At 50.6% G+C, this 25,895-nt stretch carries 22 protein-coding genes and 1 pseudogene; 9 read left to right on the top strand and 14 right to left on the bottom strand.

All coding sequences use genetic code 11. The annotated features are described in order from the left end of the window. Positions 1–35 precede the first annotated feature (35 nt). On the bottom strand, positions 36–356 hold the full coding sequence (locus V7775_RS23245; protein ID WP_335754327.1) for a DUF7694 domain-containing protein: 321 nt from the start codon (positions 354–356) through the stop codon (positions 36–38). A gap of 13 nt (positions 357–369) precedes the next feature. Further along, the gene (locus tag V7775_RS23250; RefSeq protein ID WP_335754328.1) at positions 370–741 is read right to left on the bottom strand and encodes a DUF1353 domain-containing protein; all 372 of its coding nucleotides are present in this window, start codon (positions 739–741) and stop codon (positions 370–372) included. Between the two features lie 278 nt (positions 742–1,019). Between V7775_RS23250 and V7775_RS23255 the strand changes: the two genes are divergently transcribed. The 7 genes from V7775_RS23255 (at position 1,020) to V7775_RS23285 (ending at position 10,276) form a co-directional block, all read left to right on the top strand. Next, positions 1,020–2,216 carry a hypothetical protein gene (locus V7775_RS23255; RefSeq protein WP_335754329.1) on the top strand — a complete coding sequence of 399 codons (1,197 nt, stop codon included), beginning with the start codon at positions 1,020–1,022 and terminating at the stop codon, positions 2,214–2,216. Beyond that, positions 2,198–2,692 (top strand): hypothetical protein, encoded by a 495-nt coding sequence (locus V7775_RS23260; RefSeq protein WP_335754330.1) that lies wholly within the window; start codon positions 2,198–2,200, stop codon positions 2,690–2,692. The genes V7775_RS23255 and V7775_RS23260 overlap by 19 nt, the downstream gene beginning before the upstream one ends. A 155-nt stretch (positions 2,693–2,847) precedes the next feature. Next, positions 2,848–3,138: a helix-turn-helix domain-containing protein gene (locus V7775_RS23265; protein ID WP_335754331.1), complete on the top strand. Its 291-nt coding sequence runs from the start codon at positions 2,848–2,850 to the stop codon at positions 3,136–3,138. Beyond that, on the top strand, positions 3,138–4,451 hold the full coding sequence (locus tag V7775_RS23270; protein WP_335754332.1) for a type II toxin-antitoxin system HipA family toxin: 1,314 nt from the start codon (positions 3,138–3,140) through the stop codon (positions 4,449–4,451). Before V7775_RS23265 ends, V7775_RS23270 begins: the two co-directional genes overlap by 1 nt. 62 nt (positions 4,452–4,513) lie before the next feature. Continuing rightward, a complete protein-coding gene (locus V7775_RS23275) occupies positions 4,514–7,414 on the top strand; it encodes a UvrD-helicase domain-containing protein (RefSeq protein ID WP_335754333.1) in 2,901 nt (966 codons plus the stop codon). A 169-nt stretch (positions 7,415–7,583) separates the two neighbouring features. Next, a complete protein-coding gene (locus V7775_RS23280; protein WP_335754334.1) occupies positions 7,584–8,141 on the top strand; it encodes a hypothetical protein in 558 nt (185 codons plus the stop codon). A gap of 863 nt (positions 8,142–9,004) precedes the next feature. Beyond that, positions 9,005–10,276 carry an alpha/beta hydrolase gene (locus tag V7775_RS23285; RefSeq protein WP_335754335.1) on the top strand — a complete coding sequence of 424 codons (1,272 nt, stop codon included), beginning with the start codon at positions 9,005–9,007 and terminating at the stop codon, positions 10,274–10,276. A 660-nt stretch (positions 10,277–10,936) separates the two neighbouring features. Here the strand turns inward: V7775_RS23285 and V7775_RS23290 are convergent. After that, positions 10,937–11,182 carry a hypothetical protein gene (locus V7775_RS23290; RefSeq protein ID WP_335754336.1) on the bottom strand — a complete coding sequence of 82 codons (246 nt, stop codon included), beginning with the start codon at positions 11,180–11,182 and terminating at the stop codon, positions 10,937–10,939. 168 nt (positions 11,183–11,350) lie between these two features. Here V7775_RS23290 and V7775_RS23295 point away from each other — a divergent pair, with 168 nt between their 5' ends. Continuing rightward, positions 11,351–11,899, top strand: coding sequence for a hypothetical protein (locus V7775_RS23295; RefSeq protein ID WP_335754337.1), 549 nt, complete (start codon positions 11,351–11,353; stop codon positions 11,897–11,899). 174 nt (positions 11,900–12,073) lie between these two features. Here V7775_RS23295 and V7775_RS23300 read toward each other — a convergent pair whose 3' ends face one another. From V7775_RS23300 to V7775_RS23315, 4 genes are all read right to left on the bottom strand, one after another. Beyond that, complete coding sequence (locus V7775_RS23300) at positions 12,074–12,895, bottom strand: aspartate dehydrogenase (RefSeq protein WP_443070159.1); 822 nt, start codon at positions 12,893–12,895, stop codon at positions 12,074–12,076. Between the two features lie 504 nt (positions 12,896–13,399). Next, entirely contained in the window at positions 13,400–15,427 is a 2,028-nt protein-coding gene (locus V7775_RS23305; protein ID WP_335754339.1) for a TRAP transporter permease, read from the bottom strand. An 87-nt stretch (positions 15,428–15,514) separates the two neighbouring features. After that, positions 15,515–16,519: a TAXI family TRAP transporter solute-binding subunit gene (locus V7775_RS23310; protein WP_335754340.1), complete on the bottom strand. Its 1,005-nt coding sequence runs from the start codon at positions 16,517–16,519 to the stop codon at positions 15,515–15,517. 148 nt (positions 16,520–16,667) lie between these two features. Continuing rightward, the gene (locus V7775_RS23315) at positions 16,668–17,948 is read right to left on the bottom strand and encodes an aminotransferase class V-fold PLP-dependent enzyme (protein ID WP_335754341.1); all 1,281 of its coding nucleotides are present in this window, start codon (positions 17,946–17,948) and stop codon (positions 16,668–16,670) included. Between the two features lie 100 nt (positions 17,949–18,048). Here V7775_RS23315 and V7775_RS23320 point away from each other — a divergent pair, with 100 nt between their 5' ends. Further along, the gene (locus V7775_RS23320) at positions 18,049–18,951 is read left to right on the top strand and encodes a LysR family transcriptional regulator (RefSeq protein WP_335754342.1); all 903 of its coding nucleotides are present in this window, start codon (positions 18,049–18,051) and stop codon (positions 18,949–18,951) included. Positions 18,952–19,276: 325 nt separating this feature from the next. Here V7775_RS23320 and V7775_RS23325 read toward each other — a convergent pair. The 7 genes and pseudogenes from V7775_RS23325 to V7775_RS23355 all read right to left on the bottom strand — a co-directional run. Continuing rightward, positions 19,277–19,549: pseudogene (locus V7775_RS23325) on the bottom strand (transposase); the annotation flags it as partial. A 255-nt stretch (positions 19,550–19,804) separates the two neighbouring features. Further along, complete coding sequence (locus tag V7775_RS23330) at positions 19,805–20,134, bottom strand: hypothetical protein (RefSeq protein ID WP_335754343.1); 330 nt, start codon at positions 20,132–20,134, stop codon at positions 19,805–19,807. Between the two features lie 266 nt (positions 20,135–20,400). Beyond that, positions 20,401–21,411 carry an ABC transporter ATP-binding protein gene (locus V7775_RS23335; protein ID WP_335754344.1) on the bottom strand — a complete coding sequence of 337 codons (1,011 nt, stop codon included), beginning with the start codon at positions 21,409–21,411 and terminating at the stop codon, positions 20,401–20,403. After that, positions 21,411–22,400: an ABC transporter ATP-binding protein gene (locus V7775_RS23340; protein ID WP_335754345.1), complete on the bottom strand. Its 990-nt coding sequence runs from the start codon at positions 22,398–22,400 to the stop codon at positions 21,411–21,413. The genes V7775_RS23335 and V7775_RS23340 overlap by 1 nt, the downstream gene beginning before the upstream one ends. Further along, positions 22,397–23,281 (bottom strand): ABC transporter permease, encoded by an 885-nt coding sequence (locus tag V7775_RS23345; protein ID WP_335754346.1) that lies wholly within the window; start codon positions 23,279–23,281, stop codon positions 22,397–22,399. The genes V7775_RS23340 and V7775_RS23345 overlap by 4 nt, the downstream gene beginning before the upstream one ends. After that, positions 23,281–24,255 (bottom strand): ABC transporter permease, encoded by a 975-nt coding sequence (locus tag V7775_RS23350; protein WP_335754347.1) that lies wholly within the window; start codon positions 24,253–24,255, stop codon positions 23,281–23,283. The genes V7775_RS23345 and V7775_RS23350 overlap by 1 nt, the downstream gene beginning before the upstream one ends. A 68-nt stretch (positions 24,256–24,323) precedes the next feature. After that, entirely contained in the window at positions 24,324–25,895 is a 1,572-nt protein-coding gene (locus tag V7775_RS23355; RefSeq protein WP_335754348.1) for an ABC transporter substrate-binding protein, read from the bottom strand.

Raw genomic sequence — 25,895 nt, forward strand, 5'->3', positions numbered from 1 at the left:
GTTGGGGGATGGTGAGACATCCCTCGACCTCTCAACTAAGGATCAGGCCACGCGGACCTAAACCGCTGCTCTAAGGTCTGTTTCGCCTCATATCGCCCCAACAAATCAGGGGCGAAGTCGTCTTTTCCCAAGCGCCAAAGGTGGCGCATCTGCGTGTTGTTCACGACACTGGGTTGAACTGGGTAAACTTCAATGGCGCGTGCATCCACGCCCCAAATGAGGTTCTTGATGGCTTGCAGCTGATCCCAAGTGATGGTGCCGTCATGTGTCACAGCGAGATGGCCAAGTCGGTCATCGACCATGACAGCAAAGCCCATGGCGTCCATCTCAACCGGGTCTGGATAATCGTGCTGCATTGCTCAGGTTTCCTCAGATGTTGATTGGTGAACGGCCCAAGGACCAAAGCGCAAAGCGGCGGGTTCTCATGGCGCTGTAGGCCAGCCAGACGCGCAGTGGCGGGGCGTGTTCGGACATGGCGGCTTCGAACCATTGGCTGTCTGCAAAGGCCTGCCGAAAGCCGTGTTCCAAGAGCGTGTCATGGATGCAGGCTGACAGAAGAAAATGCGGATCATCGGGCGGGAATAGCCAGCGCAGACCACGGGGAACCGAGCTTTCAAATTCACGCCCGCTCGGCACGGTCAAAAGCCACATGCTGCGCTCTTTTCCGATCCACCATTCCACCGGGCGCGTGGTCACATACCCACGCGCGCCGCCTTTGATGCACCAAGAGCCGCCGGACATTTTAGACGCCAGCGATCAAGGCTAGGGCTTTCAGGTATCTGTCTGGCACACATGCAACTGTCGAGCAAAGGCTAACGGTGATGCGGGAATGCATTGAATCAGACAACCCGAAGCGAAGATCATTGGGGTTCAGAATGCTGTCTGCTGCACTTGACGGTCCACCCTGGATGGGTTCGGGGATGAACGAGTTTGGTGCGCGTTCGAGGGACTATGGGTATTGACCCAATTACGATCAACTGGTTGCATTGCGGTGCGCGTTCATCGATGTCGCGGTCAAGTTGGGAACAACTGATCAAACCGCTGTTGCTGGTCAAGCCAGACAAACACTTGCAAACGAATTTCGCGGGATGTGGCACCAAGACGCCCTGCGTGACCACCTGGTCGATGCTGCTCGGGCGCTCCATGCACACCAACCATGGGGGGAAGGCTGGAAAGCCGTCCGCTACACGATCTATTTTGACTATAAAAAGAGAAAAACCGAAGACGGTTCTGAACCCGCTCCAAATAGTCTGGCGGCACTTGAGGCAGACCTCGAACCCCATGACCTACTGCCGATGATCAAAACATTTGTCTTGAGTAGTGGCCGCAATCAGTGGGCGCTCGACGAAGAGTTCGATCATGATGATCCTGAAAAACATCGAAACGCCCAACTGCGGCTGGAAGCAAAAACCCAAAAGCTTGGCGAAGATTTTGCCACCGCCGATCAGGAAATCGCGATCCTGGGCCCCGAGTTGTTTAGTAGTAAATGGATGCCATTTCGCTCGGCGTTCGGTCGTGGCCTCGCGAAAGGTGCAAATGACAGAGTTGTTGTTTGGCGAGCACTGGTAGAACAACTTGAGAAATATCCAGACACCAGCTTCAACTATTCGGTCTTTGATGGCTTTATTGCAGAACTGGCGTCATGTGATCCTGCACTGGCACAGGAACTGCTGGATCAAAGCTCCAAACACCATTTACTTCGCAAAGTGCTAGTTGGACTCCATCCATTTGTAGGGTTCACAGAAACGGATTTGTCTCGTTGCATCAGCGTGTTGAACGAACCCGAGGTCTCCGCATGGATGTATGGTGGGATTCTTTGGGGCGATAATTTTGCCGCACTACCCTATTCCCGCATCGTTGACCTAGTTGAATGCCTCATGACGAAGCCGAATGGCTGTTCGGTGATTTTGGATGGCCTATCCATGAAGCTGCACGACAAAGACGGTGCGGTGGACACATTGGGCGGCGAACTGAGGCGTTTGGGCCTAGTTGCCGCAACCCAGCAGTTTCTGAGTGACTACAGCGATCCTGGTGGATCAAAAGACCATGATACTGTGCGTGTTGTGGCCGCTGCACTTCAGTTTAATGGAAACGAAAATGAGAAGTTAGCCTGGTTGGACGCCATTTTTGCGGTGATCGACGAGAAACATGGATACCTTCATGATTTTAAGGAGCTGTTCAGACGACCGCTGTCAAGATGCCAGAGGTGTTCCTAGATAGAATCTTTTCTGGTGACAACCAGGCCAAAGAGCGGCGAAGGTTCTTCATCGAACGTGGCGGAATGGATCGGCTGCCGTTGGGGAAGCTTAATATTGAAACTCTGATATCCTGGTGTGCTAAACAAAGTGATGTAAGTGTCTGGCCGATTGTTGGTGCAAATATCAACCTTTGGAAAACCAAGGCCGAGGACAAGTCAGTTTCATTGAGCGAAGATGCTATGAATTTCCTAGTGGCGGCCCCAGATGCACACTCGGTTCTGAATGCATTTGCTAGCCGTTTGGAGTCCCGTAGCGGTGGTGGGGCGGAGGCCATGAAGGCACGAGTAGAAGCCCTTCGGAAACTTACAAAGAGCGCGAACGCTGACATCGCCAAGGCAGCCGAAGTGGTTGTAACGGAAGCAGATAAACATGTTGGTGCACTTGGTCATATGGAACAACGACGAGATGAAGGGTGTGAGCAAACGTTTGAGTGATCTATTTTGTTGAATGAGAGTGATCGATTTTATCGTGTGTGATATTTTTTTGTATTTTGATCATTTATAGCTGCAATTTATCATATGTGATAAATGTTGGTGACATTGGGTAGTATTGCATCCATATTACTCTCGATGATAAATTCTGGTGAGACATGAACGTTGAAACAAACCTGAGTAGATGGGCTGTCAAAATAGGCACCCGATTGCGCAAAAGGCGCAAGGACGTGGGGCTAAGCCTTACCGAATTGTCCCGCTTGTCTGGGTCTACGGCATCAACACTATCACACATCGAACGGGGAACACGGGACGTAAAGCTGTCCACTCTTGTCGCACTGGCAGATGCTTTGCGCATCCACTTGCCTGACCTCTTGGCAACGCAAAAGAATGAGGCCCATACCGACCAACCTAACGCTATCGGCGGCTATGATCTGGATGACGATTGATGGCTGTCACCGATAGGGTAACCGTATACTACGAGCGGTTTAGCGTCGGAGATATCGAAGTTCACGACGATGGTGGGCTATCATTCCAATATGATCATAGATGGTTGGTTACCAAGGCCAACTTCCCACTGTCGGTAACGATGCCGCTGACGGAAGATGACTACCCCGATCATGTCATCACACCTTGGCTTGCAAACCTTCTCCCTGAAGAACAGCAGCTACTGACCCTTTCACGGGCGTTGGGTTTGTCATCGACAGACGCACTCGCGATCCTCAAAGAAATTGGCGGCGACACAGCAGGTGCAATTTCAATCGGTGAACCCAGTAATAAGACTGCTTGGTCATATCGGCCCATCACCGACTACTACGCCACGCAGGACCCACAGAAGGCGCTGTCAGCGCACTTCAAGGACCTTGGTCAGCGTCCGTTCCTCGCGGGGGAAGATGGTGTCAGGTTATCCCTTGCTGGGGGGCAAAAGAAGACCGCACTCGCAGTGTTGGACGCCGCAGGTGCACCGAGGTTGGGATTGCCGGAAAAGGGTGATCAACTTGCCATTCCGATGTCAGGTGCACCCTCCACCGTCATCATCAAACCCGACAACCCAAACCTCCCTGGCATCGTTGAGAATGAAGCCTACTGCCTGATATTGGCGAAACTCATTGGAATGGTGGTTGCTGAAGTTGGCATTATCGACGTTGGCAGTAGAACCGCACTGGCCGTTGCACGGTATGATCGGACGACACGCAAGGACGGGTCACTACGACGCCTTCACCAAGAGGATTTCGCACAAGCCAACGGTATATTCCCCAGCCAGAAATATGAGCAGGGCACCTTGGCAGGTTTAGACCTCAATCAACTTCTCATGACCGCGCAACATCTGCCTGCACAGAACGCGCTCACGCTGCAAGATCAGGTGATCTTCAACATCCTTGTCGCCAACACTGATGCCCACGCTAAAAATTATTCGATGTTACTCAGCGGCGGGCCGTCGATGGCACCGCTCTATGATGTATCGACAGTGCTGCACTGGGATCACGTGAACCAATACCACGCCCAAAAGCTGGGAGGGCGCAAGCGCAAGCCCGCTGACATGGCACGGCGACACTGGGAGCGGATCGCTGATACAGCAGGCTTCAGCCCCCGAGGTATTAGATTGCGGGTTCAGGAACTGGTCGATGCAATGGTGGCAAAGCGTGTGGAAGCTGTAGAGGCTGTCTGTGCGCACCAAGGTGCCGAGCGGGGCATGGTCGAACATGTGGCAGTGCTGGTCGAACAAAATGCACTGCGGATCGCTGGGCGTCTAAAGGAATAGGGATATCCTGACCAAACTTCACGGCACGTTCGAAGCCTAATGATAAGAAACGAGATTTGAGATTGAAGCGTATTGAACCCAAGCCATTGATAGGTTTTCTGTTGAACCCATTTGGCACCCACGCCCGCAGCATTGATTACGAAAACGGTGTGGTGAGCATCAATGCGAGGCGTAAGCAAAACATCCAAGTCGCCGACCTTTCAGCACCTCCGTTGGTTACGAGAGGGCTTGTCGGAAGCACGTTGAATATAACTGTTGATAAGGGCACTCAGGTCTTGCTTCGGGGTGCCAATCACAAAGACGCCCGATCATTCAGCGACCGCGTCAAGACGGGTTGGACTGCCCACAACATTGCGAAGTTCAATGCTGAACGTTTGGCCATTCACGAAGTCCTGCGCGTCATAACCGAGCTATCCCAGCCGACGCGATATCCGTCGGCATGCATTGTGTCACCCACCCTCGAACAGGCACGGGTTCTGGATAAGCAACTCCTTTCGAAACTGTCCGAGGAGGCGGTTGGCGAAGAGATTTTCAATCAAATTCAGACCATCCAAGGGTTCCTGCAAAACGCAGGTTCGATGCGCGACGATGCCATCAGGAAGTTTGAACATCAACAACTGCCCAAATGGCAAACGTTCCTTGATACCTTTGAAAGCAATCCTCTGACCCCCGAACAGCGCACATCGATCATCGCCGATGAAGACGCCACACTGGTTTTAGCTGGCGCAGGATCGGGTAAGACCAGTGTAATCACGGCTAAGGCAGGCTACCTGATTAAATCTGGCATCCGACAACCAGAAGAAATCCTATTGCTGGCATTCGCAAGAGAAGCCGCAAAGGAGATGTCAGAACGCATTGAGGAACGGTGTGGTGAGCCACTCGAAGCCCGCACATTCCACTCACTGGCCTATGACATCATTGGGGCTGTCGAAGGTAGCAAACCTGCACTGGCGGCACATGCCACCGATGACAAAGCCTTTCTTGCGCTCATCAAAGACATCCTGCGGGCACTGGTTCACAGCGTGGCTGAGGTATCCAAGTCAATCATCGGCTGGTTTTCCTACGCCCGTCTTGAAGGCAAGAGTGAGTGGGATTTCAAGCAAAAGCATAACTATTACACCTATGTTGAAAAACTGGACCTTCGGACGCTTCAGGGCGAACAGGTCAAAAGCTATGAAGAGTTGATGATCGCCAACTGGCTGTTCGAAAACGGGATCGAATACGAATATGAACCCGATTACGAACACAAAGTTTCAGAGGAGGGCTATCGTGACTACTGCCCCGATTTCCGCCTTACCAAGAGCGGCGTTTACATTGAACATTTTGGGGTGCGACGGACGAAAGCCGCAGATGGGACATATCACCTAAGCACCGCCCCATTTGTGAACCGTGAGGAATATCTGGAGGGGATGGAATGGAAGCGTGGCGTTCACGCCAAGCATAACACCCAACTCATTGAGACCTTTAGCTATGATCGTGAAGAAGATCGGCTGCTGGAGGCTTTGGCAGAAAAGATCGCGCCGTTCGAAACAGTTATGCCCCGATCACCTGAAACTCTGTTCGATATTGTGATTGAGATGAAGCAGGCTGACAGCTTTGTGCAGCTAATCGGCACGTTTCTGAGGCACTACAAAGGTGGCGGCTACCAACTGGCAGAGTGCGCGGACAAAGCTGGAAAGATGAAACTGGGCAAGCGGGCCAGTTCGTTCTTGTCAATCTTCGAACCACTCTATGCGGAATATCAAAAACGGTTGGGGGGTCGGATCGATTTCGAAGATATGATCCTGAGAGCCTCTGGCTATGCGGAGGACGGAACGTATCGCAGTCCGTTCAAGCACATATTGGTAGATGAGTTTCAGGACATTTCCCGCAGTCGTGGGAGGTTGGTGAAGGCATTGAAGGCGCAGCATTCCGACGGAAAAGTCTTTGCGGTTGGCGATGACTGGCAATCAATCTATCGATTTGCAGGGTCAGACATCAATATGATGCGTAATTTCGGTAACGAGTTTGGCGGCGTGTTCAATGGACGGACTGGGGTGCACCGTGTTGTTGACTTAGGCCGAACCTTTCGATCCGTGGATCAGATTGCATTTGCGGCCAAGAAGTTCGTTCTTCAAAACCCAGCACAGTTGAACAAAACCGTTATTCCCGCAGGCACAACCGAAGTCCCAGCGTTGCGGGTAATTTCGACACTACGTGGTAACGCAGATGAAAAGCTCAGGCAGATGTTGCGGACGTTGCAAGACATTGCAGCACCTGAGGGCAAGAGAACATCTGTGCTTCTGCTGGGGCGTAACAGGTATAACGAACCGACCGATCTTGCCCAGTTGCGGCGGGCATTCCCTCGCCTCGACATTGCCTTCAAGACGATCCACTCGTCCAAGGGACAAGAGGCGGACCATGTGATCCTTGTGAACCTCTATGGAGGGCGCACAGGGTTCCCATCCGAAATCGTGGACGACCCTCTATTGAGTTTGGTATCACCCGAAGCCGAACCGTTCGAGAACGCCGAAGAACGCCGTGTGATGTATGTAGCCCTCACCCGTGCACGTCATTCAGTGACATTGATGAGCGCCGCGTCGAAGCAGTCGGCATTTGTAACGGAGTTGTTGGACGATCCTGAATACGGGGTCGTCGGCGATGTTGAGCAAGATCAAGCCAACCATACCTGCGGGGAATGTGGCGGGCACCTCGTCGCGGTTCCAACGAAAGATGGCCGCACATGGTATAAATGCGAACACGCCAACCTGTGTGGATTTTCACTGAATGCCTGTTCGGAGTGCGGCAACGGTATGCCTGTCGTGCAAGGGAAATCAGGGTTGAAGACTTGTGCGTGTGGTGCTGAGTATCCGAGTTGCCCAACATGCGATAACGGCTGGCTGGTCGAAAGGCGGGGGCGGTATGGTAAGTTCTACGGGTGCGTTAGTTACCCTCGCTGTAAAGGTAAGATGAAAGCGAACTGATGTCTGCTCAGTAACATGCGCGGTTCATTTCGGTGTTGATGTCTTCAGGCAGGATTCACCGTTGCGAGCGACCTGCTCCGTCGGATTAGCCTCGTATTCTAATGCGGTTAGTCATACTATATCAGTGGCTGCGATTAGGCGGTAGATTTTGTGAAAATGGATAGATCAGTTGTTTGGCTTCTTTAAGAAAAAACATTCCAGTGCTATTACCGTTTCAGGCAAAACTGCGTTGGTTGTATCGATTACACGCAACGGTGAAGTCCTCTACACTGATGACGCGGTAAAAAAATATCCAAGAGATCACCTTGAAGGAAAAGTCTTTGAGGTCTCATTCCCAACTCAGTCAGGCAACCCATACTTTGCATATTATCTTTGTGATGAATACTATGTCGAAGTTACGAACCCGAACATTCAGGGAACCATGCAGATGGCAATGGGAACCTCCGCTTTCAGATCAGAGGTCTCACAAAAAATGGGGCTGTTCGTTGCTCAATACTTGAAGAGTGCATTAGGGATAGATGCGAGTAAAGAAATAGTAAATTTTAGCCACAACCGCGCTCACACAAATGTTCTCGCATACATCGAGTCACTGGACGACTGGTATCCTATTCAGCATTGCGATGCGGAGGGGGATGACGCGTCGGAATTGAAGGCCAGCAAAGTAAACCGTGGAGTACTGACTGCTTCGGAGGTAATAGCGGTTACAGATTTATCGCCCACTGGATAAGCTTCTTCATTGATACTAAAACATGATCGGCATACCCTGACTTCGATTGGCCTAGGCTGGATTGACTTGCTTCTTCCGCACTGCAAGAATCTCCAACGGTGATGGGGATCAAAGCTGAGTTTTCTTGCATCTGAGGTGAGCCATGCGTGGGACAATCTAGCCGAAAATACTTCGGTTTTTACTGTCCCACTTTTCGCTAAGCTATTGATTTCCGTAACTAGGTGGACCTCGCCCCTGGGGACCATTATATATAGAATATAACCAATGTGTTAGCGTGACGCTTCTGTGGCGCGCCGCTACCTTTGCGACAACTAATTTGAAATTCTAACGTTTTTGGTGTTCGGTGCTCATGTCGAACACAACCTTCAAAATTGGAAGGTCCTCGATACTCGCGCGCCAACTGTTCCGTGAACTATCCAACAATCGTCACTTCAAAAGTCCTAACGTAATTTTCTGATTCATATCACTACTATAACTAGAAAGGAAGTTGGAGTAACTTTAAGTCCGCTCCCTGCGCATAGCAGACATAGGGGCGCATCGCAGCATCAAGTATTTTTGGCTTGAAGCGGCCGTTCGCCACGGTCTGGACCGAGGTCAGTTCAGTGGGACAAAGCGGCTGTACACTCATCCCATTTAAATGGCGGCTTCCGTTCACATAAATCTAGCGGACGATTAAACTTAACGCGGGAGCAATTACGTTACTGTTGGTTTCCACAACCCGCAACGGTTTCAGCTGAGGTGACACCATTCTTGAGATAATGTTCTACAAAATTCCATCGTACTTGATTTTCATTTCAAGAATATCCTACTTGGTTTTGAAACCATAGTACTCTGTAAACATAACGGTTGCGAAGGATATTGATGTGCGGACGCATTTCTTAAGAAAAATTACGGTCTTTGCATTACTTTTTGTTGCGGCGTCATGCACGCCGCCGGGGGAAGAATCGGCCATAATCGTAGAGGAACCAGTTATCATAGGAGAAGTTATTTTGGAGCTTCCCGTAGAGCCCGTTTATGAGGTGATTGTTGAGCCAACATTAGACGATGCGACGCCAGATGAAATTCTTACCGGTGATTTGAGCCCAGAAGAAGCAAGCGTTGGGATTGTGATTGAAGATGACAAGCAGAAGGTGCAGGTTTTCTATGGCACCAACCGAGTATTAAGAAAGAATAATAGGGCTACCAGTAAAATAAAGTCGCGTTACCCAGAACGGGTGTATGGCGATACACCAGACATCCTACGCTATGGAAAAGCACAAATTATCATCCCTCCGCAACATGAGAGAGGGACCTTGGAAACGCCTCTTTTCGGGAAAGCGAATAACGAAAAACGGTATGTGGTCTTAAAGCAATTTGAGCAAACGAATTACAAAACCGTAATGTCGGAAGTGCAACAAGAATTAAAGGACGCCGAGGCGCGGGGAGATCAGAAAACGCTGATAGCCTATGTTCATGGTTTTAATACAAGTTTCGAAAAAGCAGCCCGTCGCGCAGGACAATTGAAATACGATTTAGATTTCGCGGGTCCCTTCTTCTTTTTCAGCTGGCCATCAAAAGACAGCGCTTTTGGATATACCCATGCATCAAATTTGGCAGAAATTTCCTACACTCAAATGACACAGTTCTTGAAGCACTTGACCGAGCAAGATGCCGACAGAATAATTATAATCGCACACTCAATGGGTACACGTGTGTTTTCGCATGGATTGGTTGATCTAGCTGCACAAGACCCTGAAGCAGCTAGGAAAATCACAAAAGTCATCTTAGCGGCACCAGATATTGATGCCATTGTCTTTAAGGAACGTTTGCTGCCCAAAATGTCATTCTTGAAAAACCCAATAACACTTTATGCATCATCAAATGACATTGCTTTATTAGCGTCTAAGGAAGTGAACGGTTTACCCCGCATTGGTGACGTTTCTGGGAGGATTCAACCTTTACCAAACGTCGTAACAATTGATGCATCTGATGTAGATTCCAACCTATTAAACCATACGTACTTTGGTGACAGTGTTTCAATTGTGGACGATTTCAAAGACATCGTTAATGGTCCACTAGCAGCTGAATTTCGACCTTTACTCAGACCTGTGCGCAAATTCAAAGGCAAGGTTTGGCGTATTCGTAGTGCAAATTGAAACTGATCCAATAGTAACACTTCTCTGCGTGCTTACCTAAAGCCGACGTTCATGCAACTTGCAGTGATTGACGCTTCGGGCTCTTTGCTGACTTTCGCTGCATTTGCATACGAGATCAACGTCAAATAGGAAGGCGAGAGACTATGCGGACATAGTTGCCGTTCGACGCAAGCATGCCAACGTCAGCTTTACGTAGGGTTGGCCTCTAGTTCTTCCAACACAGCATTTGCACTTGTGCCAAGTTCGAACCAGCTCGGCGTGTAACTAAAAATGTAACGTTTTCCAGTGCTGTCCTGCAATTCCTCGCCACGTGCGTGTATCGCGCTGACCATTCGGCGAAACAGCGCAGTCCGAGTGAAGTCACCAAATCTCCGTCAGTTCTGATCGCAAGACATGCTGGACGAGATCACAATCACCGCGGTGATTTACGACGAAGTCCATAAGCAAGTTTTCGACTTCATCACACTTTCCGTGGGCTTTGAGTATTTGCCCCGTAACCTCATTTTGTATGACCCCGTGATCAAGATCCCACAGGTTCATGAAGCGATTATATACTGACACAAACTCGCGAAACCTTATTGCCAGAACACTTATCGCAGGCTCTCCGAGTTGACTTTTCTCACTTTCATTTATCATTTCGTATACATTAGATTGCGCGAGTTAATCCTCTTGCCTCGCAAGCCATTTGCGGAGTCCGGACAATGCGTCGGCTTTATTAGCGAAGTTAGTCCAAGCGACAATGTTGTCTTCGCCCATTGGATCGAATTCACCCGAACCTGCCTTTTTCTGTTTGGCCCCATAGCGTTTTTGAGCTCTGGTTCGCAGACGGGTTTCGTTGATTTTTTGCTGTTTCAGTGCATTGGTCAATGGCAGATCGAAATGGGGCATCTCTGGTTTATCTCCCAACTACTTTTTCTCAGTATCCTCTATGCCGTTTGGCGGGCAATTACGTCAGCGCAAAAAATCGAAACCCAGAATAATCACAGCGCCAAGCAATAGCAGCATTTCGATCAACGCACTGACCTTGGGCATTGTTGGGATGATTATTCAAAGCTTTTTCACCAAGATTATTGGGTGAAAATCCCAGGTGTGGTCCCTGCAGAGCAGGTTCATCTGCCTCAATATTGGAGCCTTTTTGCCATTGGGATTGTCGCAGGGCGCGGGAAATGGCTCGAGAGCATACCCTCCTCTTTGGGCCCGAAATGGATGGCAATTGGCATGGCTGTTTTTGTCATCGCTCTCATCACACAGCCAAATGGATATGTGTTCTCAGAAAGCATATTGCCTGACGCGATGACACTTGGGGCCAAACAATGGGGCATTTTGTGGGGATTGCTGGAAGCCTTTGTCTGTGTCGGCCTAATCATCGGGCTATCAATATTGTTCCGTGACCAGTTTTCGGCCCCAAACAAGTGGATTGGACATCCCGATAAGAGTGTTTTTGGCGTCTATTTCTTCCATGTTTTTATCCAAGTTGGATTGCAGGGCGCTATGCTCAGTATTGATCTGCCAGCACTGGTGAAATTCGCGATTGTTGCAATAGCCGGATTGATCATCAGCTTCCTCCCCTCCGGCTTGTTACGCCTTATTCCGATCATAAAACGGGTTATCGAGTTTTGTTAGCAGCAATGCGCCAGTGCCCGAAACCTGACATCCAAGCTATCCTTGGGCATGCACATTTTGTCCGCGATGCGGTCATTTGTGCAGAATGCAGCGAATGGCTTCTAAGAGCCGACCGTACACAATATCAATCCCAACGTCTGCTAATGTTGGCGTGTAAACAAACATGTCGCAAAATCAGATAATGATGGAGGCGTTGTTGCGCAAAATTCGATCTACCACACTCATTGCGGCGAGTGCTGATGTGCGTGGCGTGTCAGGAAGACTGTTACCTGTAATCGTAAACTCAAATGTACCAAATGCACCTTTCGCAGAGATCGTGTGAGTATTGCCAGGCGCCTTGGGATCAGCAATCAAACGGGTTTGCGTTTGGTCAAATCCTAGTCCTGCCATTGCGACCGCGGCCGCAACATTTGCATTCTTGGGATAGCGGAGAGCTGCGTCTCTTGCTGAACCGTTGAAATGTGTCACTGGCTCAACCAAAGAACCAAGATCCAAGATTTCTTCGGCGAGTGTCCCATGCCAGCTCTCTGGGGGCTTCACACCTGTGTAGCGTACATGCTCTAGCCCTCCGACTCTCGCTGCGGACAATGCGTCCAGTGCGCCAATTGCCCCTGATGCTAACTGCAGCTGTGTTTGACCTTCCTGTGCGGCTTCATCCAACATGCGATGGGTCTGAGTGTCCGCTAGTGCGCCAAGAGAGGCGCTAACCAATGGTATACCTTTGCGTAGCACAGCAGCGCCATGGGCCCTCAGCCCAAGATGGCCAGCGCAGTCAACAACAAGGTCTGGTAGTGTATCGAACTCATCAACGCCGCAGACTAATGTTGGTTCATCGCCAATTGCAAATCTCGCTTCTTTTTGTCGGCCCTTCCGGATCACACAATAGCTTATTTGCCATGGGCTCCTTCGGAGGTGATTTGCGACGAAACTTGCCATCGCACCGTAGCCAATTAAAGCAACCGTTCGCATACTATTTCCAATTTGATGGGAACTCATTTGCTTATGCGATATTTCTGGGTTCTCAATAGTGCGAAGAGCCCATAACCGGAAGCTGACATTGTGGTCCGTGCAACGAAATACTGACTTGTCTGCAGTGCCGACCTAGATCTCAACAAAACCAACGGCAGTTCTGAGTTAGCGGGGAGGGTAGTTTCCTAAAGGTTAGCAAGAATTTCAACACTTAGTCAAATCCGCATAAGGATCATAATGTTAAATACAGATTTCGAGATCTTCAATTTGTGGGTGAAACTGTTAGTTCAATTAGGTAAGTGGACCTTCGCTGCATCGCAATCTGATGTTCGCTACGTTGGGCAAAACCGACCCTCAGGTAAACCGGATAAACGTCGGCTATTGGCGTTTCGCAACATGACACGCAACAACCCCTTTGGTGAAGCTGTTTTGTACCGACCACATCAAACTCACCAGATCGCGCAGGCCTTCTGCCGAAGTTTACGCAAATTCCATATAAACAACCTAACCTGACTTTTCAGATTAAATTAACTATGCAGATTGCGTTCCACGTCGCATTTGCAACAGCACAATCGGTGCCATCAGAACCAAACCAATGCCCATCGTTAGAAGACCCGGTGCAATGAACAGGAATGAAACAATGGCGACCCACCAACGTTCCCAAGTTTTCAGCGGCGCGAACAAGTACCCTGAAAACGCCACCCCAAGGCTTGCGATACCAAGCATTGCGCCGAGCAGTGTGATGGTGAACGCCATCCATGTGAACCCGTTCGCGACCAGCAAAAGTGCGGGTGAGTAAACAAATACAAACGGCACAAGCGCTTTGGCGATCCCGAGGCGGAAGGCCGTGTTGCCGGTCTCGAACGGGTTCGACCCAGCGATCCCGGCTGCCGCGTAAGCTGCGAGTGCCACGGGTGGCGTAATGTCCGCTAGAACACCGTAATAGAACACAAAGAAGTGGGCCACGATGGGTTCGACTTGGAGTTGGGCCAAGGCGGGGGCAGCGACTGCGACGAGGATAATGTAGGTCGCCGTTGTCGGGATGCCTGCGCCCATTATGATGCAGGAGATGGCAATCAGGACAAGCGATACGAACAACGCCCATTGCGTCACGGTGAAATAGCTAAGCACGGGAAGCGCACTTAGGAATGTGCCGATGTCGGTGGCCGTTTGAACCACAACATAACCCAACCGAAAGCCAACGCCTGTCAGTGTTACAACGCCAACGACGATACCAACCGTTGCAGCTGCGGCGCCCACAGCAAGTGTGTTTCGTGCACCACTAGCAAGGCTGTCCCAGAGACCCTTGATCGTGAGACGGTGGTTGGGGTTCAGGAAACCAACAACCACACAGGCAATGATGCCATAGACAGCCGCGAAGTCTGGCGTTTTGCCCGATAGGATTAAGTAGACCAAGATGAACAGGGGGATGATGCTAAGCCACTGATCTTTCAATACCACACCCAGTTTTGGGAGTTCTTCTTTTGTTAAGCCGCGAAGGCCTAGTTTCTTGGCCTCTAAATGGACCATGATGAAGATGCCAAAATAATGCAGCAGGGCTGGAAACAAGGCGGCTGCCAAAACATCGCGCAGTGGGATTTCCAAATATTCGACCATGATGAACGCAGCCGCACCTAGGATTGGCGGGGTAATTTGGCCACCAGTTGAGGCAGTAGCCTCAACCGCTGCGGCGAATTTGGCGGGGTAACCAACGCGCTTCATCGTGGGGATGGTCAAAGCCCCCGTGGTCACAGTGTTGGCAATTGAGGAACCGGAAATCGTGCCCATAAACGCGCTGGAAAAGATCGAGACCTTGGCGGGACCCCCAGCATAACGACCTGCGATAACCATCGATAGATCAATGAACAATTGGCCAAGACCCACCCGCATGGCTAACGCGCCAAACAGCACGAATAGAAACACGTATTGTGCCATAACACCTAAGGCGATGCCGTAAATGCCTTGGTTGGTCATGTAGAGGTGGTTGATGATCCCAAGCCAGCTAGAGCCGCCGTGTTTCAAAGCACCCGGCATCCATGGACCGAAGAATGCAAAGGCGATAAAGCACAATCCGATGATGGGTAGCGTGGGGCCGACCGAGCGGCGCGTGGCCTCGAGGACCAGCAACAAAAGGGCTGTGCCCATGAAGATGTCAGAACCAGCAGGATTGCCAACGCGCTGAGATACAATCTCAGGGGGCAACAGCGGTAGATACATCGCAGCCGCAACGCCCAGACAGGCCAAAGCAATGTCAATTAAGGGGACGCCGTCAAAGCGGTACCATGCTTTGGGCGGCAAAATGGGGTCGGTTTTGCGAACGCCGAACAGCAGAAAAACAAGGCCCAAGACAAAGGACAAATGGATGCCACGATGCAGCAGCTCGCGGATCAAACCAAAGCCAGATGCGTAGAAATGGTAGATGGACATAGCCACCAGAAAGCCTGCAATAATGAAGGCTAACGTCTTGCCTGTGGGGCGAAACGCGGTTTCTGGATCATACTTCCGTTCGATCTCGGCCAGCTGTTCAGGGGTGAGTTCTGGGGTGCTGTCAACGGCCATAACGATGTGTCCATTCGTGGAGGAATTTAGGGAATAATAAGATATGCTGGGCACATGTGATGCGCCCGGCAAGATATTTAGAAAAGCTTACTTAAGCAGGCCAGCTTCTTTGTAGAAACGTTCCGCACCTGCATGCAAAGGAACACCAATACCGTTCAAAGCAGTCTCCGCAGTAACGGTCTTGCCTTTGGCGTGACCCACATCCAACAGCTTGCGGGACTGTTCGTTCCACAACGCTTTGGTGATGTTATAGATCAGTTCTTCGTCTTCTTTTGCATTGGTGAACCACTGCGCGCCAACAGCGACAGTATTAACACCAGCAACACCTTCATACGCATCATCAGGGATCGCTGATTGGGCGAAGAAACCATACTTTGATGTCAAGGCTTCTGCACCTGCACCGTCGATTGGGATCAATTTGATGTCCGCCGCAGAAGACAGTTCAACAATCGCACCCGTTGGGTAACCTGTCACAACAAAAAATGCGTCGATCTTGCCATTGCGCAAAGCTTCGGATGCTGCGTTGCCTTTAAGGGCTTCTGGTGTCAGGTCGCTCTCGGACAAGCCATTGGCTTCCATGATCAACAGCGCATCAACACGTGTGCCAGATCCAGGCTCGTCCAAAGAAACCCGTTTGCCTTTTAGGTCTGCAACCGAATTGATGTCGCTGTCGGCCAAAGCAACAAGGTGAATGTGCTCTTCAAACAACGCCGCGATTGTGCGCAACTCAGTGGCTGGTTCTTTGCCTTCCATCGTGCCTGTGCCAGAGTAAGCCCAGTATGCTACATCAGATTGTGCGAAGCCGGAGTTGCGCAAACCTGAAATGATTGCGTTGACGTTGTCGACCGAACCGCGTGACGAAACAGCGGACGCAATCAAACCATCAACACCACATGACCCGCCGGCGTCGCATTCGCGTGAACCCGGTGGTTTGGAAATGGCATTGGCGATAACGCCACCCATTGGATAGTAGGTAAAGGCTGTGCCGCCTGTCCCGATGGTAAAGAATTTAATGTCTTGAGCGACAGCAGTGCCTGCCAAGCCCAAAGCCAAGACCGCACTGACTGCGGCCGTTTTGATCGATTTAATCATTTGGTTCTCCCGGTTGTTGTAGCCCTACATTTATAGTTACGCGTAAGGCCATTTATATGAAGGTCATTTGGTACCTTCATTTTCCTCAACGGCACTTTCAACATCATGAAACGCCGCTTTTTGTATCCTTCCTTTGGATTTCTTGTGCCTAAGCACTCTTCCTTGGAAAAGAATTTGAACTGACAATCTCTTGGATCACGCCCAACGCTTTGGTGACCTCTTGTATCGTATTATAATGGCACATCGAAATGCGAACACAATCGGGTAAATTGAGCGGTGTCAGAACATTGCCGCTATAGTGGTCCGCCGTGCGTGTGTGTGTGCGTATCCCCTGACTTTTCAAAATTCTTACAATTTCTGGAGATTCTATTCCTGCCACAACGAAAGACACGGTGCCTTCACGTCCCGGATTGTCCGCACCTGATAGAATAGTCAGATTATCCATATCCCGAAGTCCGGGAAGGTTTCCCGTCCCGTTTATAAGCGCATTTGTCAGCACCGTTTCGTAGCGTTTGATCGCTTTGCCCGCAGCCTCAATCCGGCGACGTGGTTCGGTTTCCCTGGAAACCTCCCCGCCCAACCAATCGAAATAGATCACAACATCCGAGATCGCGGCAAATGCGCCTGTATCACGGGTGCCCAGTTCCCAATTGTGTACTGGTCCCCCTTTCAGCGCCTCATGCCGTAAAGCCGTCAACCGGTCCGAGATCCAAGCGACCCCATATCCATGACGAGAAAAGACTTTGTAGGGTGAAATCGCGTAGCCATCGATATCATAACTGGCCAAATCCATATGACCATGTGCGGCATGCTGAATGCCATCAACAATGATCAGGCAATCGGGGGAAACCAAACGGATCGCTTTGACAATCGAGGTCACATCCATGCCAATCCCTGTTACGGGTGATGCCTGAAGTATTGTCGCCACGGCCACATCGGGCGTCATTTGCGCGGCGTAATCTTTGGCCGTGACACGCCCGCCCTCTGGGTCATGAGGCACATTTACGTACTCCATTCCAGTATGCTCAGCCCAGTGCAATGCGGCACCCCTGCTGGATGGATGCTCAATCGAGCTGCCAATGACCTTGGACCCATTGGATGCACTAAGACAGGCGTTGCGGATCATACGGAACAACAGTTCGGTCCCTGTTTCACCTATGATAAACTGGCCCGCATCCGAATTCATCAACAAGGCCAAGTCGGCCTTTGCCTTTTCGATTATGCCCGTCAGCGCATCAGCCGCTGGGTTGTCGCGTCCTTGATTGTCGGGAATTGCGGCATATTTTGCTGTCGTCTCGACCACTGTTTTAAGGGTTAGCGCACCGCCGCCGTTCTCGAAGTACACGCGCGGGCCTTGGAAGGGACAGCTGTCCACGTGGGCAAATCGATCACGTATTGCGTCAATAAGACTGGGGTTAGCTTGGATCATCGGGTCAAGTTTCTTTCAGAAGTTAGAGAGAGGTTGCCCCAAATGATTGGTTAATTATAGTGATCAATTATCATCATTAATCATCAATAAAAGGAATAAAATGGGGATTACACACAACCAACTCCTTGCGATGCTTGCGGTCGTTGATTGTGGAACGTTCGAAAAAGCGGCAGGTCGACTAAATCTGACGCAATCCACGATCACAAAAAGGATTCAAGAACTTGAGGCGTCAATGGGATTTTTAGTTTTTGATCGTTCCAAAAGACAAGCCATCCTGACACCACAAGGTGAACAATTTACCAACCTCTCACGCGAAACTGTAGCCAGCTTTGAAAAGCTGGCATCATTCAACTCGGATGCGAAAGTGATCTCTACGCAAGTTAGGCTCGGAGTGACCGAAATCTCAAGCTTAACTTGGTTACCGAAATTTCTTGAAATTTCATTGGCAAACGACCCAAGCACCCAGTTCGACCTAACAATTGACATGAGCCGGAATTTACATAGCAGCTTAGAGGACGGTGACCTCGACATTATTGTGGTACCGGAAATGCCGTTTCAGTCAAACGCGCACATGCAAAAGATTGCTGCTGTTGAGCTTAGCTTAATCGGAAAGCCGGGCTTGATACCTGCTGGAAATAAGGTTGAAATATCTCAACTGCAAGAATTTGAATTCATTAGCCAAGGCAAAGCATCCGGGTTCTCCAAGAGTATCCGCGATTGGTTTTCAAACTACGGCTTGAACACACGAAACAGCGTTAGCGTGGACAGCCTGCATGCAATGGTAGGTCTTGCTGTCGCGGGACGTGGAGTCTGTATCGCCCCCAGAGATTATCTTGTTCCATTGATCGAAAGTGGAAGGGTGGTTGAAATTCTAACGACACCTAGTTTGCCGAATATGAACTATTGCGTGGTCCATTATACGTCACCACACGAAGCACTGTTTTCGAGGGTTGCAAATGACATTAGGAGCGCAGCCGATTTTACGAAACCATATTTTATTTAGAAACTGTACTTGGGGCGATAACACTCGATCCGCCAAGTACTAGATATTGCGATTAGCGGCCTTTTGTGAAGCATGCAGCATTTGCCAAAGTAAGCTCTTTCCAGGCGCTCGCTGCACAATGCTGCGATGGCCGTTTTTGGTGTGAGTTGTGAAATTCATGCAGACCATGTGAAAACTCGAACTGTTAGAAGACAGTCTGTCTATAGCGTTGGATTTCCCAATCTGACGACATTCTCAATGCAAGGGGGCTCAAAGGCCGCCTATGAGCAATGTCGGGCAGACAAATGGCAGATTTTACTTGGGGATTGACCCAATTCCACTGAATTTAGCCCATTGCGGCGATCAAACCCTTCACACCGACCCGGTTCAATGCACGCCTGATGTTGTAAGTGAGCGCGGTCAGACTTAACTCGCCACGGACATTTTCTAAACGGTGCATTAGGCACGCCCCTTGGTTCATGGTTTGCTTGATTGTGCCAAAGGGGTGTTCGACGCTGTTGCGCCGCTCGGTCAGAATTTCTTGATTTTCGCTGAGCCGTTTTGCCATCTGTTCAAGAACTGCGTCCCCCTCATATCGAGTCACCGTTCGATAGGTACCCTTGGTGCATTTTTAAAGCATCGGGCATCCTGCACAGGCTTTGACGTCGCAATAGTCCAGCTTGACGTTCGTGCGCACAAATGAGCGTCGCCGAAGCTTCAGTTCTTTCTCCGGCGGGCAGACATAGACGTATTTGGCCGGATCATATTTAAATTCTTCCCTTGAGATAAGGCCTGCCGCCACCGCCGAGCCGCGCAGAGGTTTGGGGACATATGCCTCAATTCCAAGAGCGGCGCATTCTGTGATGTCCTCAATCTAGAAGTAGCCCTTGTCGGCGACGACTTTGATTTTTTCTACATCCAAATGCTTCATGGCTGCCGCCGTTGTTTCGGCGAGAAACCCATGATCAAGAACCCGATTGTTAACCTGTTGTTCGGCGATCAATTTGTGCTTTGCATCTATGGCTATCTGAATGTTGTAGCCCTCACCAACCTTTGTGATGTGTGTCATGGCCCTGCTATCGGGATCGGTAAGTGATACTTGGGTTTCTCCGCTTTGCTCCAAGGTTTGAAGATGTCCGATCAACCGGTCTTGCTTGCCTTTGATCGCATCGATTTTATCATTTAGATCAGCGCCAACTTGCACGCCTGCGCATGGCAGATGGTGAAACTTGCCATACCATAGGGCGGGACTTGGGCGTCGTTGACGCGACGATTTTATGACTACAATGACGGGAATTGGCGCGGAGCGATCGACACCATGGGCGGGAAGCGGACTTTCACTGCGATTATATTAAGGCAATTTTTTTCAAAAAAAGCAGTCATTACCTTAATGTTTTTAGACTCCATAACTCTACCAAGCCGTGAAAGAGACTTACCTTTTCCAACTTTGTCACCCAAATGGTTGTGGATCTAAATCGGCGCGGAACCGGTGTCGCTTACCAGATGACAGGCCACTGAATGAGCTTGTGTTATTTCGTTTAAATTTGGCTGTTCTGACCTACAACGGTCTTGTGCGACCGGGCAACGGTTTGCGAAACGGCAACCTTCGGGCAAATCCAATGGATCGGGCGGATCGCCAGGAATAAGAATGCGCTTGGTTTCAGCGCGCCTTTTCTTGTCGACAGATGGCACCGCCGATAGCAAGGCCTTTGTGTAGGGGTGTAGTGGGTTGGTAAATAACGATTTGCGATCCGCATATTCAACGATCTTACCCATATACATCACAGCGATGCTGTCACACATGTGCTGCACTACGCCCAGATCGTGGCTAATAAATAGGAAAGTTAGGCCAAAATCAGCCTGTAGTTTTCGCAAAAGATTTAGGATTTGCGCTTGGACTGCGACATCTAAGGCCGAGACAGGCTCGTCACAGATAATCAGGTCAGGTTGAGTTGCAAGAGCGCGGGCGATACCAATACGCTGTCGTTGACCACCCGAAAATTGATGTGGGAAAAGGCGCTGCTGTTCAGGATGTAGACCCACAGCTTCAAAAAGCTTGTCGACGATCGCTTGCCGTTCTTCACTCGGAACTGTGTCTAAGTTGTCGAGCGGTTCCCGAACTATTTTTTCAGCGCGAATGCGTGGATTTAGGCTTGAGTAGGGGTCCTGAAAGATGAACTGCATCTTTGAACGCGCCTGACGTAAATCTTCATCTTCGAGGCTAAGAAAATCGGTTCCGTCTAAATTTACACTGCCCTTGTAGGCGTTAACCAGCCGCGCGACGGCAAGTGCCGCGGTTGTTTTGCCAGAACCACTTTCCCCGACAATCGCCAGTGTTTCGCCACGTTTGATTTTGAAGGAAATATCATCGACCGCATAAAGATGTTTTGCCTGACCAAATAGCCCACCGCGTTTGACCGCGAAACGTACGGTGAGGTTTTGAACATCTAGCAGCGGTTTGTTTTGCGTCTCATCTTTCATCACACGGCCTCCGCATGCCAGCAGGCAGATCTTTGGCCATCACCAAACATGGCCTCGGAGGGGCGTTTATCTAGACACTTCTGGCTTACCATATTGCAGCGCGAAGCGAACAGGCAGCGATCTTGGCCAAACTCTCGCAACGGGGGCACAATCCCTGCAATCTCGGTCAGTTCATGTCGTTCATCTGTGAGCGTGGCCATGATGTGGGGTACGCAGGAAATCAGCCCTTTGGTGTAGGGATGACGGGGATGGTCAATGATTTGCTCCACGGGTCCCTGTTCAGCGTTGCGGCCCGCGTACATGACGATCATGCGTTCCGCCATTTCTGCTACGGCCCCCATATCGTGGGTAATCATGATGATCGCGGTACCCGTTTGGCGTTTGAGTTCATTTAGCAGGTCAAAAATTTCTGCTTGAACGGTGACATCAAGTGCAGTTGTCGGTTCATCCGCGATCAATATCTTTGGTTCGCAAGCCAGTGCGATGGCAATCATTACCCGTTGTCTTTGTCCGCCTGACATTTGGAAAGGATAGTCTGATACCCGCCGTTTGGCATTGGGGATACGCACTGCATCTAGCAGCTCAATCGCGCTTTTCCATGCTGCCGCTTTGCTGAGGCCTTGATGGGCGCGCAAGACCTCGGCGATCTGCTCACCCACGGTGTAGACAGGGTTCAATGAGGTCATGGGTTCTTGGAAAATCATCGAAATTTCATTGCCGCGAATGGCGCGCAGTCGTTTTTCTGTGACGGTGGTCAGTTCCTCGCCGTCGAACGTGATTGTACCTGATGCGATGCTGCCTACTTTTTCAGGCAGCAATCCCATGATCCCAAGCGCTGTCATTGATTTGCCGCAGCCGGATTCCCCGACAAAGCTGATGCTTTCGCCAGCGCCCAACTCGAACGACAAATCATCGATTACTGGTGCGATACCGTGGCGCAGTGCCAGCTCAATCCGCAGGTTTTGGACTTTTAGGAGGGGTTCGCTCATCGCTGTCTCAACTTTGGGTTTAGGGCGTCGTTCAGACCGTCACCGACCAGTGAAATAGCCAAAACAGTAACAAAGATCGCAATGCCCGGGATGGTCACCGTATAGCTGGCGTCCAAGATGTATTGGCGGTTTGAGCCGATCACTTGCCCCCATGACACCACGTTCGGGTCAGTAAGGCCAAGGAAGGATAGACCCGCCTCAAACAAGATCGCGGAGCCAACCATAAGCGCGGCTTGCACAATGATCGGGGGCAGGGCGTTTGGTAAGATGATTTGGAACATCAGTTTGGCGTTTTTGGCCCCTGAAGCGCGCGACGCGGTGACGTATTCCAATTCACGTATTCGCAGAAATTCCGACCGTGTGATACGGGCCACGGCTGTCCAACTTACTACGCCGATTGCAAATGTGATCATGGGGAGCGATGCCCCGAACAGGGCGACGATCACCATGGCAAATAGAAGTGTCGGCAGGACTTGGAAAAATTCGGTAATCCGCATCAGGAGCTCTTCGACCCAACCACGGTAAAACCCAGCAAGCGCGCCAACAGTGACGCCAATAAAGACGGACATGAAGGCGGCGGCTACCCCGATGACAATTGAAACACGTGCCCCGTGGATCAAGGCCGCCATTAAATCGCGCCCCAAATAGTCAGTTCCCAAAAGGAAACCGTCAACGCCGGGCGGTGAGAAAGGTGCCCAAACCATCTCGAATGGGTCTGTCGGATAGATGTAGGGGCCGATGATGGCAGTGATGATTATCAGAGTTAGGACAACCAGCGCGGCCATAGCTGCGTGATTGCCGCGAAACATCTCCCATGCCTCTGCCATCGGATGGCGGGCTTTGGGTGCGTCTTCAATGGGCTGAATTGGTGGGGTGCTCATTATTTGCTTCCTACACGTGGGTCGACGAAGCGGAGCGCGATATCTGTCAAGAGATTGCCAATGATCACAACAAGAGCCGAGAAGAAGAGGATGCCTAGAATGGTTGGCGTGTCGCGCGCGATGATGGATTGGAATGCGAGTGTGCCAAGGCCCGGCCAGCTAAACACCGCCTCGACCAGTACTGCCCCAGAAATGACCGCGGAGAATTGCAAACCAGCCAGCGTGATGACGGGAGACAGAGAGTTCTTGAGGGCGTGCTTGTAGACGACTTCGCGCTCGGACAACCCTTTGGCCTTTGCGGTGCGCACATAATCTGAGCCGAGCACCTCCATCATAGTGGCACGGGCGAGGCGCGAATAAAGTGCGAGGAAAATTGAGCCGAGGGTAATAACGGGCAAGACCAAATGACGCACAACGTCAACGAAATGCACCCAGAACCCCCCTTCAATTGTAACGTCCCGCATCCCTGCAACTGGGAACAGTTGGATGTTGAGGGAAAAGCCGATCAACAGCAGGATGCCAGTCCAAAAAACTGGTGCTGAATAACCGAACAAGGCTAGGATCGTGACGAAATGACTGGCGATCCCATTGGGTTTGCGTGCCGAGATAACGCCTAAGATAACGCCAATGAACAGTGCAAGAATTTGAGCCGTGAAGACCAACAGCAAGGTTGCGGGTAAGCGTTGCAAAATCAACTGCGTTACAGGTGTATTGTAGAAAAACGAATACCCCAAATCAAAGTGCAGGACGTTGCCCATGTAACGGCCAAGCTGCACTAGAAAGGGTTGATCAAGGCCATAATCGGCCCGGATTTGGTCCAATATTTCTTGATCTGCGCCGCCCATAGATTGGCTGATTGTGTCGGCCACGTCGCCGGGCGCAAGATGCATCATTGAGAAATTGAGCACCAGAACTGCCATCAACAAGAAGAATGCGTAAACGATGCGCATCAGAAGGGATTGGAGAGTTGCCACTAATTAGGCCTTCTTTTGGTCAGAGGATTGTGCGGCAACCCAGATCGAGCAGCCGCACAAGGAAGCGATTACTCTTTCAGATAAGTCATATCGATGGGGGTAGATGAGCCCCAGATACCTAAAGGTGGATTTCCGACTTTGTCGTTGTAGACCGTGTGATATGGCACTGTGTTGGTATGATAAACTGGCAGTTCATCAGCGATGATTTGCTGGAATTCACCATATAACGCCTTGCGCTTTGCTGGATCGGTCTCAACCGCGGCCATCGCCATCAATTCGTCCACACGGGCGTTGGAATAGCCTTGTGTGTTTGACCAAACGCCTTTGGCAATGTTGGTGCTGTCGTATGTACGGTGTACGCCGATCACTGGGTCACCCCAGTTGAACACGGTGTCCCAAGACATATCAAAGTCCATGGTGCCCATCTTTTTGGCCCATGTTGGAAAGTCTGCAGATGCACGGACTTGGACGTCGATGTTTACCTTTTTCAAGGCCGCTTTGACGTATTCAACCTGCGGCTTTACGCCCGGCCAACCAAAGTCGATCGTTAGGGTCATCCGCTGGCCGTCTTTGACAGGAAAGCCCGCTTCGTCCAGCAGTGCCGCTGATTTTTCTAGATCAACATCATAACCTTCTTGCGCTGCATAAAACGGGCTGTCTGGATGAATGCCAGAGGTGGAGTCCGATGCTGTACCTTGCATCAAGGCCTTATGGATGAAGTTCTTATCAACCGCATAAGCAATAGCTTTGCGGACACGGACGTCGGCCAGTGGACCTTTGGTCGTGTTCATCGCCAACCAATCAATAGGACCAATTGCGCCGTAGCCTTCAGCGGTCACGGTCAAACTGTCGACCTTCTTCAAACGGTTGATAATGCGTGGCAGCGATTCAAATGCACCCATGTGAATTTCGCCATTTTCATAGGCAATTGCGCGCGCGGCCGGATCCGTGATGATCCGCATCACAACTTTATCAAGGTACGGACGCCCCTCGATAAAGAAGTCGTCAAAACGTTCAAGAATGACGTGCTCACCGTTCTTAAATTCAGTCAGTTTGAATGGACCGGAACCGACAACGTCTTTGTTGTTGCGCGGGTGAGTTTTGACGTCGCTGATTTCACCGTCGCCGTAAATATGTTTGGGAATGATCGACATCAACTGGCCAGACATCGCCAACATCAACGCAGGGTGCGGTTTAGACAGATGCAAAACGGCAGTATGCGCGTCGGGTGTGCTAACGCTTTCCACCGGTGCAAACATGGCTTTGAAGGGGTGGTTCGCTTTGATCACTTCAACGGAAAACGCGACATCCTCAGATGTGAGTGGCGTGCCATCATGGAACTTGGCGTTCTTCACCAAGTTAAGCGTGACGGTCAGCCCATCCTCAGACACTTCCCATGTTTCGGCCAAATATGGCTGAGGTTCCCAATTTTCATCATAGCGAAGTGGGGACGCAAAAAGCTGTGCTCCTGGAAAACCTGTTACGATACCAGATTGTACGGCAGAGTTCAGGTTGCGGACGTTCGTTCCTAGAACGGTGATTAACGTACCGCCCATTTTTGGTTCTTCGGCGGTGGCAAACGTGGCAAAAGACGCTGTAAGCGCTGTTGCCATCGCCAAGCCTTTGACGAGTTTATTCAC

The sequence above is a fragment of the Sulfitobacter sp. genome (assembly GCF_036960155.1).
In the GTDB taxonomy this organism is placed as follows: domain Bacteria; phylum Pseudomonadota; class Alphaproteobacteria; order Rhodobacterales; family Rhodobacteraceae; genus Sulfitobacter.